The 12574-nt window shown below is 65.0% G+C and carries 11 protein-coding genes and 1 pseudogene; 7 read left to right on the top strand and 5 right to left on the bottom strand.

Translation table 11 applies throughout. From position 1 onward, the window contains the following. A complete protein-coding gene (locus DBV08_RS01655; protein ID WP_095969194.1) occupies positions 1-489 on the top strand; it encodes a GNAT family N-acetyltransferase in 489 nt (162 codons plus the stop codon). Positions 490-502: 13 nt separating this feature from the next. Here DBV08_RS01655 and DBV08_RS01650 read toward each other — a convergent pair whose 3' ends face one another. Then, on the bottom strand, positions 503-1153 hold the full coding sequence (locus tag DBV08_RS01650) for an amino acid-binding protein (protein ID WP_003944719.1): 651 nt from the start codon (positions 1151-1153) through the stop codon (positions 503-505). A 280-nt stretch (positions 1154-1433) separates the two neighbouring features. On the opposite strand from DBV08_RS01650, the gene gatC reads away from it, so the two are divergent. Then, on the top strand, positions 1434-1733 hold the full coding sequence (gene gatC, locus DBV08_RS01645) for an Asp-tRNA(Asn)/Glu-tRNA(Gln) amidotransferase subunit GatC (RefSeq protein WP_003944747.1): 300 nt from the start codon (positions 1434-1436) through the stop codon (positions 1731-1733). Beyond that, on the top strand, positions 1730-3208 hold the full coding sequence (gene gatA, locus DBV08_RS01640; RefSeq protein ID WP_020907250.1) for an Asp-tRNA(Asn)/Glu-tRNA(Gln) amidotransferase subunit GatA: 1479 nt from the start codon (positions 1730-1732) through the stop codon (positions 3206-3208). Before gatC ends, gatA begins: the two co-directional genes overlap by 4 nt. Before the next feature lie 57 nt (positions 3209-3265). On the opposite strand, the gene DBV08_RS01635 is transcribed toward gatA, so the two are convergent. Both DBV08_RS01635 and DBV08_RS01630 read right to left on the bottom strand, forming a co-directional pair. Next, positions 3266-4666: an alpha/beta-hydrolase family protein gene (locus DBV08_RS01635; protein ID WP_124566330.1), complete on the bottom strand. Its 1401-nt coding sequence runs from the start codon at positions 4664-4666 to the stop codon at positions 3266-3268. Next, the gene (locus tag DBV08_RS01630) at positions 4663-5337 is read right to left on the bottom strand and encodes a hypothetical protein (RefSeq protein WP_095969299.1); all 675 of its coding nucleotides are present in this window, start codon (positions 5335-5337) and stop codon (positions 4663-4665) included. The genes DBV08_RS01635 and DBV08_RS01630 overlap by 4 nt, the downstream gene beginning before the upstream one ends. A gap of 164 nt (positions 5338-5501) precedes the next feature. On the opposite strand from DBV08_RS01630, the gene DBV08_RS01625 reads away from it, so the two are divergent. From DBV08_RS01625 to gatB, 4 genes are all read left to right on the top strand, one after another. Continuing rightward, positions 5502-6776, top strand: coding sequence for a sensor histidine kinase (locus DBV08_RS01625; RefSeq protein ID WP_124566329.1), 1275 nt, complete (start codon positions 5502-5504; stop codon positions 6774-6776). A 9-nt stretch (positions 6777-6785) separates the two neighbouring features. Beyond that, the gene (locus DBV08_RS01620; protein ID WP_007729374.1) at positions 6786-7448 is read left to right on the top strand and encodes a response regulator transcription factor; all 663 of its coding nucleotides are present in this window, start codon (positions 6786-6788) and stop codon (positions 7446-7448) included. A 115-nt stretch (positions 7449-7563) separates the two neighbouring features. Further along, entirely contained in the window at positions 7564-8595 is a 1032-nt protein-coding gene (locus DBV08_RS01615; protein ID WP_019747919.1) for an ATP-dependent 6-phosphofructokinase, read from the top strand. A 25-nt stretch (positions 8596-8620) separates the two neighbouring features. Further along, positions 8621-10132: an Asp-tRNA(Asn)/Glu-tRNA(Gln) amidotransferase subunit GatB gene (gene gatB / locus DBV08_RS01610; RefSeq protein ID WP_095969199.1), complete on the top strand. Its 1512-nt coding sequence runs from the start codon at positions 8621-8623 to the stop codon at positions 10130-10132. A 104-nt stretch (positions 10133-10236) separates the two neighbouring features. Here gatB and DBV08_RS01605 read toward each other — a convergent pair. Both DBV08_RS01605 and DBV08_RS01600 read right to left on the bottom strand, forming a co-directional pair. Continuing rightward, a pseudogene (locus DBV08_RS01605) lies at positions 10237-11282 on the bottom strand (NAD(P)-dependent alcohol dehydrogenase). A 139-nt stretch (positions 11283-11421) separates the two neighbouring features. Then, positions 11422-12552 (bottom strand): sorbosone dehydrogenase family protein, encoded by a 1131-nt coding sequence (locus DBV08_RS01600; protein WP_095969201.1) that lies wholly within the window; start codon positions 12550-12552, stop codon positions 11422-11424. Between the last annotated feature and the right edge of the window lie 22 nt (positions 12553-12574).

Below are 12574 nucleotides of genomic sequence, written 5' to 3'. Positions count from 1 at the left end.
ATGATCGAGATTCGTGAAGTTCTACCGGCTGAGTTCGAGACCGTCGGTGAACTGACTGTGCAGTCGTACGTGGGTGGCGGATTCGTCGCCGACGGATCCCCGTACGCGGAGCGCCTGCGCGACACCGCAACTCGGGTGGAGCAGGGACGGGTACTGGTTGCCGTTCTCGGCGACGAGGTCGTTGGCTCGTTGACGATCGCCGAACCCGGCACGCCCTTCGCGGATGTTGCGCAGAAGGGCGAACTCGAGTTCCGCATGCTCGCGGTCTCGCCGCAAGCTCGGGGATCGGGCGCCGGAACGGCATTGGTTCGCGCCGTGATCGCCGAGGCCTACGACCGCGGCGATCACTCGGTGGTCATCTCGACGCAGCCCGAGATGGTCGATGCGCGTCGCATCTACGACCGCAACGGTTTCGTCCCTGATCCTGAGCGGGCGTGGGAGCCGATTCGCGGTATGGAACTGACCGTCATGGTTCGCGGTCTCGCCTGATTACCCAGCCTGGTCAACCCAGGACCGTCGCCACGATTCCCGCGAGATAGCCGAGGCGGGCTATCTCCGAAGGGCGGAATTCAGGCCCACCAGGACGACCGAGCATGAGGACTCGATTGCCGGAGCCGAGAGGTGCGGCAGCGAGGCTGGTGTTCATGTCGCGCCATACGTCCGGAACCCAGTCGGCCTCGCCGTCGAGGGCGGTGGGCTTGTCCAGTGGCATCCACGGAATGTCGGTGGCATGGGTTTCCGGCGCGCCGGCGCTACCGACGACGCGGTACGCACCGTGCTTGCCGATGTCCGCGACGACGCACCAACCGACTCGCAGTACACGCGGCGCGCCGTCGACGAGGACCTGTAGTCGATCGTTTCGGGCCGTCGCAACGGAATCGATGAGTTCGAGCTCACGGTGAGTGTCGAGAATCCCGGCGTAGGGGCGGATCGAATCGACCAGCACGTCCGGTAGGTGCTCGGCAGCGGTGATCAAAGTGTCGGGCAGCGCGCCCGGTTCGACGTCGACCACGAGATCGTCGATGGCAAAACCGTCGCCTCGTTCCACGACGTCGAGGGAGAGGATGTCTGCGCCCACCGAACCGAGCGCTACGGCGAGAGCGCCGAGGCTGCCGGGTCGATCGGGCAGTTGGACGCGAAGCAGGTACGACACGTGCGTGCCTTTCGCTGATCGGTTCTCACCCGGATCACGTCGACCCGGGTCTGACTCATCTTTGCACTTGCTCAACCTGCGATGGTGGGCGCCGCGGCGGCGTCACGCCAGATGCACATGCTTGTCACACGAGCGAAACACACCGCCGGAATCCGGCGTGGCGATCGACACAGTGAGAGTGCTCGTCGTTCGGTACTGCAGGCGTGCTTACAGGTCTGTCGCGGCGAGCAACTAGGCTGGACCGGCAATGTTCACGTCCTCTTCCGAAAGGGGCCCCGCGGTGCCTGCCATCTCCCGTGACGAGGTCGCGCACCTCGCGCGGCTGTCCAGACTCGCCCTGTCCGATGCCGAACTCGACGAGTTCGCCGGTCAGTTGGATTCGATTCTCAACCACGTCAAGGTGGTCACCGAGGTCGCGGCCGACGACGTCCCGCCCATGGCGAACCCCAATGCCGTCACCAACGTGACGCGCCCCGACGTGATCGTGCCCGGATTGACCCCCGAGCAGGCATTGTCCGGAGCACCCGCAGTCGAACAGGATCGCTTTGCGGTTCCGCAGATCCTTGGAGAGGGCGAATGACCGATCTGACCACGCTGGACGCCGCTGAGCTGGCCGGCAAGATCCACTCGCGTGAGGTGTCCTCGGTAGAGGTCACGCAGGCGCATCTCGACCGCATCGCTGCTGTCGACACCGAGTACCACGCGTTCCTGCACGTGGCAGGCGAACAGGCTCTCGAAGCCGCCGCAGCAGTGGACAACTCGCTCGCAGGCGGAAACGAACCCGCTTCGGCACTCGCCGGTGTTCCGATCGCGTTGAAGGACATCTTCACCACGACGGACATGCCGACCACCTGTGCGTCGAAGATTCTCGAAGGCTGGGTCGCGCCGTACGACGCGACTCTGACCTCGAAGCTGCGCGCGGCCGGCATCCCGATCCTCGGCAAGACGAACCTCGACGAGTTCGCGATGGGCTCTTCGACCGAGAACTCGGCCTTCGGCCCGACGCGCAACCCGTGGGACGTCACCCGCATCCCCGGTGGTTCGGGCGGCGGTAGCGCAGCGGCGCTCGCGTCCCGTCAGGCCCCGCTGGCCATCGGCACCGACACCGGTGGTTCGATCCGTCAGCCCGCTGCGGTCACCGCGACGGTCGGAACCAAGCCGACGTACGGGACTGTCTCACGCTTCGGACTCGTCGCGTGCGCCTCCTCGCTCGATCAGGGCGGCCCCTGTGGTCGCACCGTGCTCGACACCGCTCTGCTGCACGAGGTCATCGCCGGGCACGATCCGCGTGACTCCACGTCCATCGACGCCCCCGTGCGTCCGGTGGTCGCTGCGGCACGTGAAGGTGCAGCCGGCGACCTGCGCGGCGTCAAGGTCGGTGTGGTCAAGGAACTTCACTCCGACAGCTACCAGCCCGGCGTCATCGCTTCCTTCGACGCTGCTGTCGAGCAACTCAAGGCTTTGGGCGCCGAAGTTGTCGAGGTTTCGTGCCCGAGCTTCGAGCATGCGCTCGCGTCGTACTACCTGGTGCTGCCCAGTGAGGTCTCGTCCAACCTGGCCCGCTTCGACGCCATGCGCTACGGACTGCGCGTCGACGAAGGCAACATGAGTGCCGACCAGGTCATGGCGGCAACCCGCGCCGCCGGTTTCGGCCCGGAGGTCAAGCGCCGCATCATGATCGGTACCTACGCACTGTCTTCGGGATACTACGACGCCTACTACGGTTCGGCGCTCAAGGTCCGCACGCTCATCGCGCGCGATTTCGACAAGGCCTACGAGAAGGTAGACGTACTGGTCTCGCCGACCAGCCCGTTCACGCCGTGGAAGTTGGGGGAGAAGGTCGGCGACCCGCTGGCCATGTATCTCTCCGACCTGTGCACGTTGCCGACCAACCTGGCCGGACACTGCGCGATGTCGGTGCCCTCGGGGCTGTCGGCGGACGACAACCTGCCGGTGGGCCTGCAGATCATGGCGCCCGCCATGGCTGACGAGCGCCTCTACCGCGTCGGTGCCGCCTACGAAGCTGCTCGCGGCCCGATTGCAACTGCAGTCTGACCTGTTTGCTGTGCGCCTTTATTAACCCCCCGCGGTTAATAAAGGCGCACAGCAGTTTCAGGAGCACGTCCCCAAAGCCGTTCCCTGATCGGTTCCGTAGCGATGGCCGTGGCCGGCGGGGACACCGAGCGAACCGAGCATGTCGACGGTGGTCTGCAGGAACGTGACACCCGGGATCCACTGAGGAATCGGTGCATCCTGGGCCGCTCGGCTCAGATCCGGCTTCTGTGTCGCGAGGGCGGGCGACCACCACACCACCGGGTCGGACGTGTTCGCGAGGACGGTTGCGCCGTCCGTTCGTGTCGCGCCGGCCGGGGGACCGGCCCACAACACGTCGCACGGGACGATGGGAGTGCCCTCGGACAAAGCCTCGGTCAGTGCGGCGCTTCCGCCGACGGCGCCGAGGCTCTGTCCGTAGAGGAACAGGTCCGGTCGATCCTCGGCGGGCATCGCGGCGATGTGGCTGCCGACAGCCGTGAACAGGGCGGTGGCTGATTCTTCGGCGTCGTCGCGGCTGAACAGGAATGTCGCCCAGCTGGGTGCGTCGGAGTATTGCTGTCCGACGATCGCGACGTCCCCGCCGAACCGTTGCTCGATACCGTCGACGGCGTGGGTGTCGATCCACCCCGAGCCGGTCGGAACGGCCACCACGACGCTGTTGCGGGCAAAGCCGCCGACGCGATCGAGTTCGCTCACCGCGAGAGCGGCACGTGATGTGGCGTCGGGTGCGGAATCCAGACCGGCATAGACGCGCACCGAGTCTTCGCCGGCAGCGACGAACTTGCGTCCCTCCGCCCCCATCGACGTCCACGAGATCAGAGAATCGGGGCCGCCTGACCCGGACGCCGAAAGTGGCTGTGTCAGAGCGCTGTCGATGTACGAGTTGGACTTGTCGAACGAATCGGCGAGACCGTTCCAGACGGCAGGGCCGACGACCAACTGCACTCCGAGGACTCCCATGACCAGGGCGCCCACACCCCGCGCGAAACCCATCCACCGCAGCGCCTTCGACATCCCGACCCCGATGCCCCAGAGGCCAAGGGCGGTCAGCGCGGCAATGCAACCCGCCTCCACCCAGTGGAGCAGTCCGGCAGGCGGTGCCCCCATCGCTGCTCGCAACGAACTCTGCCAACCGGCGGCGGCGAACATCGCTACGGCGGTGGCGGCCGTCGACAGTCCGAACGCGCAGATGCGCCAATGACGTTCGTCGAATCGGTCCTTGACGCGATCGGGCACGAGTGGACGGGCGATCGCGGAGAACACCCACACCGTCAGCAGCCCGACCGCGACGAGCAGTCCGCTGAACACACCCTGGAGTGCGGCTGATCTCGGCAGCAGTCCGGGGGCCAGCGAGATGGCGGACATCGCTGCCACGGCGACACTCGTGGACACTCGAGGGACCGCCAGCGCCCCGACTCGGGCTAGGACGGGGGTCCGTGACGCATTCAGAACGCTCATGCTGCAATCGCTTTCGGGGAGATGGAGAACTCGTTCGACGGGGCGAGGCGCCGCGACCGCATGAGGGTGAAGCCGAGGGCGGAAACAGCAAGAACTCCGGCCGTGCCGTAACCGAATCCAGATTCCGTGACCGGTGTCAGATAGCTTTGGCGCCAGGAGTTTCCGTTCACCGCCGTGACGGCTACATCGGCCATCGCGAAGCAATACCCACGTGAGAGAAAGGACGTACGGTCTTCGCAGGCCGCATGCATTCGCTCGTCGAGCTGACCGTCGAGGACCTGCCGGGCCCACGGCCCCAGTTCCGTTCCGTGTGAATGCGCGTAGCGGAGTAGGTCGTACCCGAGATCGTGTGCTTTGCAGGCCGAGTCGAATTCGTCGGGCAGTGGGACCGGGGACGAGCAGTCGCCGTGGGGATTGGCGAGGTATCCGTCGACCACAGTGGGGGTGTAGCCGGCAAATGCGGCGAAATCTGCCGGGATGGTGGTCGCAGCGTCAGAGGCATTCGCGGTAGTCACGGTGGCGATGGCCCTGGATGCGTTCGAATTCTCGGTGCGCGGCGACTCGGCGCCGCTCGCTCCGGCGGTGACGGTAATCGCTGCCGTTGCAGCCAAGGCCAAGGCAGCCCAGGTACCGCCGCTTCGAGAGAGGTCTTTCACTCGTGTGATCCGCATGCCGTTCACGCTATGAACGGACAATCCTGGCGGTCATCGCTCTGTGGAGGGGTTCTCCGGCGCGCGATCGGGTGAGAATTCCCTCCCCTGTGATACCTCGGAGGTAGGGGGATCTCACTCTGCAGTATGAGGACTTTCGGGGTTCACCTTCATAGGCTTGACGAGTGATCAAGGTCCGAAGGAAGAACAGGGGCGCACCGGATGTGTCCGCGCCGACATACGCCACTGCTGGGTCGATGCTGTCCGGCCTCGACGGGGCGGTAGTACATTCGGAGAAGGTTCGCCGCGCAACCAGTTTCGTGGCGCGCGGTCAGTTCTGGAACATCGTCGTCGTCGTGATCACTCTGATCCTCTATTCGATTGCCTGGCCGACACTGCAACTGACGCATCATGTTTCGCCGCCGATCATGCCCTTCGTCGCCGCGTTGGCGGCATTTCCGTTCGTCCTGATCCGGATCAACGCTCCGTTGGGTTGGGCGGTGTCGGCGGTCTCGGCGCTGATCATCCCGTTGGTGTTCGACAACACTCCCGGTTACGACTATCCGTGGCAGGTCGTCCACATCATCGTGCTGATGTCGTTGCTGGCCGCGGTGAGTCTGCGGGCGCCCATTCAGGTTGTCGGTGTCGCCTGGATCGCCACGGTGTTGCTCTTCCTCGGCAACGCGCCGGGAAGCGACGGAGCCGGTTGGGCCGTCGGGCTGAGCGCGCTGGTCGTCTTCTGCCTGTTGATCCGCTGGTTGGTTCTCTCGCGCCGCCAGTTGGCCAAGCAGGAGGAAGTCAGTGAACTCGAACGCACTCGGCGCACGATCCTCGAGGAGAAGGCGCGGATCGCCCGCGACTTGCACGACATCGTGGCCCATCACATGTCGATGGTGGTCGTGCAAGCGCAGAGCGCGCCCTACCGGCTCGATGCAGTCACCCCGGAGATCCGAACGGAATTCGAATCGATAAGTGAGACAGGGCGAGCAGCGCTCAACGAGATCCGCGGCCTCCTCGGAGTCCTGCGCAGCGACGGGGACACCGTGGTGAAGGCTCCGCAACCGGGCGTCGACCAGTTGGACGAACTGTTGCTCGGCAGTACCCGTGCCGGACTTCCGGTGTCGTGGCGAGTCGACGGCGATCGAGCGTCGGTCTCGGAATCCACGGGCCTTGCGCTCTACCGGATCATTCAGGAGTCGATCACCAACGCGGCCAGGCATTCACCCGGCGGACCCATCGAGGTCGCCGTGGCCTTCGGTCCGCAATCGGTGAGCGCGTACGTGAACAACGGACCTTCGCCATCGGGCGGCAATCAGCACTCGGCGTCGGAAACCACTGGTGGCAACGGAATCCGTGGAATGCGTGAGCGGGCTTCGGCGGTGGGCGGCATGCTGCTGGCAAACCGGCGAGAGGATGGAGGGTTCGAGGTCCGGGCCGAGTTGCCGTCGATGCCCGCCTAGGCTGTCCGAGTGCCCATCACAGTATTCATCGCAGACGACCAGGCGATGGTTCGACAAGGGTTCGGAGCCCTACTCTCCGCCCAGCCCGACATCAGCGTGATCGGCGATGCGCCGGACGGCAAGATCGCCGTCGCCGAGGTTGCGCGTCTGCGCCCGGATGTGGTGTTGATGGATGTTCGTATGCCCGAGATGAACGGACTCGACGCTGCCCGCCAGATTCTGTCCGCCGGGTGGGAACCACCGGTGCGAGTTCTCATGCTCACCACTTTCGACATCGACGACTACGTCTACGAGGCACTGAGCGTCGGGGCGAGCGGGTTCATGCTCAAGGACGCACCGGCCGAGGAACTGATTCGGGCGGTACGCGTCGTCGCCGAAGGGCAGGCCTTGTTGGCCCCGACGGTGACGCGGCGTCTGATCGCCGATGTGACGAGTCGCCGGGCGGCCCCGCGCGCGCGACCCGCAGCGCTCGACGCCTTGACCCCGCGTGAGCGTGAGGTCCTCGAATTGATCGCCCGCGGGCTGTCCAACGTCGAGATCGCCGAGCGTTTGTTCGTCGCCGAACAAACGGTCAAGACCCATGTCGGGAAGGTGCTGTCCAAGCTCGATCTGCGCGATCGTGCCCAGGCAGTCGTGTTGGCCTACGAAAGCGGGCTCGTCACGCCGGGCTAGTGCTCTCGCTCGGCGCGGCGTTGCGGCTCGGCAACGCCGCTATCCTGCGGCAATGCGGTGACTGGGGGAAGATGGACATCAAGATCCACAATCCGGTCACGAGAGGTGCTGCACTATGCGAATCGGAATCCTCACGGGCGGCGGCGACTGCCCGGGCTTGAACGCGGTCATCCGCGCCGTCGTACGTACGTCGGCCGGTCGTTACGGCAGTACCGTGGTCGGATTCCGGGACGGTTGGCGAGGACTGCTCGAGGACCGCAAGGTGCCACTCGACTCCGACGACCGCATCAATCGCATCCTCACCCGCGGCGGCACGATCCTCGGCACAGCTCGCGTGAACCCCGACAAACTCCGCGCGGGCCTCGACCAGATCAAACAGACCCTCGACGACAACGGGATCGACGTCCTGATCCCGATCGGTGGCGAAGGCACACTGACCGCGGCCAGCTGGCTCTCCGAGAGCGGCGTGCCCGTGATCGGCGTGCCCAAGACGATCGACAACGACATCGACTGCACCGACGTGACTTTCGGCTTCGACACCGCCTTGGCCGTCGCGACCGACGCCATCGACAGGCTCCACACCACGGCCGAATCTCACCAGCGCGTCATGCTCGTCGAGGTCATGGGCCGGCACGCGGGTTGGATCGCGCTGCAAGCCGGACTGGCGTCGGGGGCACACCTGACTCTGGTTCCGGAACAGCCGTTCGACGTCGACGAGGTGTGCGCGATGGTCAAGAAGCGCTTCCAGCGTGGCGACTCCCACTTCATCTGCGTCGTGGCCGAAGGTGCGATGCCCGATCCCGCGTCGATGACTTTGCGTGAGGGCGGCATCGACGAGTTCGGCCACAAGATCTTCACCGGCGTCGCGCAGCAACTCGGCAACGAGATCGAGCGCCGCATCGGTAAGGAAGTTCGCACCACAGTCCTCGGACACATTCAGCGCGGCGGTACCCCGACGCCGCACGACCGCATCCTCGCCACTCGCTTCGGAGTTCACGCCACCGACGCAGCTCACCGCGGAGATTTCGGTCAGATGGTCGCGTTGCACGGAACGTCCATCGACCTCGTTCCACTCGCCGAGGCGACACGCAAGCTCAAGACGGTGCCCAAGGAGCGCTACGAGGAGGCAGCCGCATTCTTCGGCTGAGCCGCGGACGCATAAACTGATCACCATGACTGCTGTCGATGCGCCCGACATCCTCGATTACGACGAAGTACTGACCAAGTACGAGCCTGTGATGGGTATGGAGGTGCACGTAGAACTCGGCACCGCGACCAAGATGTTCTGCCCGTGCCCCACCGAGTTCGGTGCCGAACCCAATACCCAGGTGTGCCCGGTCTGTCTGGGCATGCCCGGTTCGTTGCCGGTGGTGAACGCAGCCGCTGTCGAGTCCGCGATCCGGATCGGCCTTGCGCTCAACTGCTCCATCACGCCGTGGGGCCGATTCGCGCGGAAGAACTACTTCTACCCGGATCAGCCGAAGAACTACCAGATTTCCCAGTACGACGAGCCGATCGCCACCGAGGGCTACCTCGACGTGATCCTCGACGACGGCACGACGTGGCGCGTGGAGATCGAACGTGCGCACATGGAGGAGGACACCGGTAAGTCCCTCCACGTCGGTGGCGCTACCGGCCGTATCCACGGTGCGAGCCACTCACTGCTCGACTACAACCGTGCGGGTGTGCCGCTGGTCGAGATCGTCACCAAGACCATCCACGGTGCCGGTGAGCGCGCTCCCGAGGTTGCTCGTGCGTACGTGACGGCGCTTCGTGATCTGCTCAAATCACTCGACGTCTCCGACGTGCGCATGGATCAGGGATCTATGCGCTGCGACGCCAACATCTCGCTGATGCCGATCGGCGCCAAGGAACTCGGAACGCGTACCGAGACCAAGAACGTCAACTCCCTCAAGAGCGTCGAGGTCGCCGTTCGCTACGAAATGCGCCGTCAGGCAGCAGTTCTCGACGCCGGTGGTGAGGTCATCCAGGAGACCCGCCACTTCCAGGAGGCCGACGGCACCACCGCTGCCGGACGCCGCAAGGAAACGGCCGAGGACTACCGCTACTTCCCGGAACCGGATCTCGAGCCTGTTGCTCCGAGCGCCGAGTGGGTCGAAGAACTGCGTGGCACCTTGCCGGAGCTTCCCTGGATTCGCCGCGCGCGGATCCAGAAGGACTGGGGAATTTCCGACGAGGTCATGCGAGACCTCGTCAATGCCGGTGCCATCGATCTGGTGATCGCGACCACCGAGGCCGGTGCTTCGCCCGAGGCAGCGCGCTCGTGGTGGCTGTCTTACCTCTCGCAGCAGGCAAACACCCGCGGCGTCGAACTCGGTGCTCTGCCGATCACCCCGGCGCAGGTTGCGCAGGTCGTAGCTCTCATCGACAGCGGCAAGCTCAACAACAAGGTTGCTCGCCAGGTCGTCGATCACGTCCTCGACGGTGAGGGCGATCCGGAGCAGGTTGTCGCAGCCCACCCGGAATTGGTCGTCGAACGTGACGAAACCAAGCTCAAGGCGGCCGTCGACGAAGCACTCGCAGCCAACCCCGACATCGCCGACAAGATCCGCAGTGGCAAGGTCCAGGCCGCCGGCAAAATCGTCGGCGACGTCATGAAGGCCACTCGTGGGCAGGCAGACGCGGCTCGTGTGAAGGAACTTGTCATCGAGGCGTGCAGCTAGCGCACACTGAATTTCTGACACTGATGCCCGGCCGAAACGAATTCGGCCGGGCATCAGTGTTTTTCCGCAGTGGTTTTCTCCGCGGTCGTTCCACCACCGTCGATCTACAGACCAGGAACCACAACCGCGCGGCCGCTGAGCGTTCCGGCGGCCAGTCGTCGATAGGCTTCGGCTCCGTTGTCGAGGCTGAAGGTCTCCACCGCGATGTCGAAGATGCCGGCGTGCGCCAGGTCGATCAATTCGATCAGCTCGTTGCGGGCACCCCAGTACGGAACTGTCACCGAAGCCTCGTAAGGACTCTGGAAGAACCCGACCTTGGCGTGGGCCTGACCGTCACCGATCCCGACGATGGTGACGTCGGATCCGACACCGGCGACGGCCATCCGGTGTCGATGGTGGGCTGATAGCCCACGAAGTCGAGAACCAGTGCGGCGCCCTGACTTCCGGTGATCTTGCGGACGTTCTCCGCCGCGTCCTTGTCGGACAGAACCACTTCGTGAGCGCCTACCTTGGTTGCCAGTTCGAGCTTGTCCGCGCTCACGTCGAGTGCGATGACAGTTGCTGCCGAGAGGTGGCGGAGGAGTTGGATGGCGACGTGGCCGAGACCACCGGTTCCGATGACAACTGCGTACGAGCCTCCGCGAAGTTTCGGCAGTGAACGCTTGATCGCGTGGTACGGCGTCAGGCCGGCGTCGGTCAGTGGCACTGTCTTGATCGGGTCGAGGTCGCCGATCGGGACGAGATGACGAGGTGAATCGACGATCATGAACTCGGCCAACGCGCCAGGGGCGCCGAGTCCAGGAGGAGTGATGCCGAGTTCTTGTGCGCGAGAACAGTAGTTTTCCAGTCCCTGCGAGCAGTGCCAACAGTTGCCGCAACCCCAAGGCCCGTAGACGACGACATTGGTTCCGATGTCGAGTCCTTCGACACCGTCGCCGACGGCCGCGACCTTGCCCGCGCCTTCGTGACCGAGCGTGAGCGGAAGGCCGTAGGTGTACTGCTCTTCCGGCAGGCTCATGATGAAGTCGTCCGAATGGCAGACGCCGGCAGCGGTCACTTCCAGGAGCACTTCACCTGGACCGGGCTCGGGTTTGGGAATCTCCGTGAGTTCGGGTTCTGCGCCGATTCTCGTGTACTGGATTGCCTTCATACCGACTCCTTTGTCGTGGTTGGCCAACCGGTCCTGGCAAATGCGTGGTGTTTAGCCCCGCTAACAAAAGAGTACGCATCTGTGCATGTTCGGTCACGGGATCCGTGACCGAACAGACATGGCGCTCGGCGATCGCGGCTCAGTCGATCCCGCCGCTGCCACTCGGCATCGGGATCTTGACCACCTTGTCGTCGTTCGGTCCCGGCTCGCCCGCGGTCTTGTTGATCGTGCTCGCCCACATCAAACCGTCGGATCCGAGCGCCAAACCGCCCAGTTGGCCGTACGTGTCTTTCGCCACTGCCGACGGTGCGGTCGTGACTGCTCCTGTTCCCGGATCGGCGGCCAGCGCCGAGATCGCTTTGCCGGCCCCCAGCGCGACAGCTACCACTCCCTGCGCTGCGATGCACCCGCCGACTCCGGGTCGGTCGGGCCACGTCCACGCGGGGGATGTCACCGTGCCGTCGGCGCCGACGCGTTGGAGGCGATCTTCGAGAGTGGTTCGGTCGGTGACCCACGTCGCGATGCCTGGATCGACACATACGCCGCCGCCGTTTCCGATTCCGGACAGAACAACTTCCGGGCGAGGCGGCGCAGCGTTGGGCGTCAACGATCGGACTCGCAACAGCTTCCCCGCCAACGAGCCGGGATCCTGAGCAACGGCAGGGTTGCCGGTATCGCCAGTCAGGACCATGAGCTGATCGGGTGCCGCGAATTCCAGTGATCCACCGTTGCCACTCGCGCCGCGCGGAATTCCGCCGAGGACCTCCTTGGCGGTGTCACCGGGAGCAATGCGGACCACCCGGTTGTCGGTTCCGGTGGTGACGTAGGCGTAGATCAGGTTGTCTTCGACAAATGTGGGGGAGAGGGCGATGTCGAGCAGTCCGCCGTCTCCGCTGCCGTCGACGTCGATTTTGGCGACCTCGACCGGTGTCGTGTTGGGCGCTACCTGCATGATCCGGCCAGTCCGCCGTTCGGCGACCAGTCCGGAGTTCCCGTCCGGGAGTGTGACGAGCCCACCGGTGGTGTCGAGACAGGTTGCGATCACGGCGGTGTCGGCGTCCTGACACGGCCCGAGAGGGCCGGTCCGCGGCGCCGGCGGCGTGGTCGACGGCGGCGGGTTCTCCGGCTGTACTTCGGCGCTGGCCTGGTTGGTCGGTTCGGGTGTGAACGGCGAGGCAGTCGATTCGTCGAAGTCGGCGCAACCTGCGAGCAACGATGTCCCGAGCATCAGAGCCAGTGCGCCCAGCGCTGCATGCCTACCCGTAGTCATGCCCAAGACGTTACGTAACGCA

The sequence above is a fragment of the Rhodococcus sp. KBW08 genome (assembly GCF_003852455.1).
Classification (GTDB): Bacteria; Actinomycetota; Actinomycetes; order Mycobacteriales; family Mycobacteriaceae; genus Rhodococcus_F; species Rhodococcus_F baikonurensis.
This window is presented reverse-complemented; position numbering and strand designations above follow the sequence as displayed.

Bases quoted from the DNA above. Each gene is read 5' to 3' on its own strand.
- DBV08_RS01655 (WP_095969194.1), top strand. From the start codon at position 1: ATGATCGAGATTCGTGAAGTTCTACCGGCTGAGTTCGAGACCGTCGGT.
- gatA (WP_020907250.1), top strand. From the start codon at position 1,730: ATGACCGATCTGACCACGCTGGACGCCGCTGAGCTGGCCGGCAAGATC.
- DBV08_RS01635 (WP_124566330.1), bottom strand. From the start codon at position 4,666: ATGAGCGTTCTGAATGCGTCACGGACCCCCGTCCTAGCCCGAGTCGGG.
- DBV08_RS01630 (WP_095969299.1), bottom strand. From the start codon at position 5,337: ATGCGGATCACACGAGTGAAAGACCTCTCTCGAAGCGGCGGTACCTGG.
- DBV08_RS01615 (WP_019747919.1), top strand. From the start codon at position 7,564: ATGCGAATCGGAATCCTCACGGGCGGCGGCGACTGCCCGGGCTTGAAC.
- gatB (WP_095969199.1), top strand. From the start codon at position 8,621: ATGACTGCTGTCGATGCGCCCGACATCCTCGATTACGACGAAGTACTG.
- DBV08_RS01600 (WP_095969201.1), bottom strand. From the start codon at position 12,552: ATGACTACGGGTAGGCATGCAGCGCTGGGCGCACTGGCTCTGATGCTC.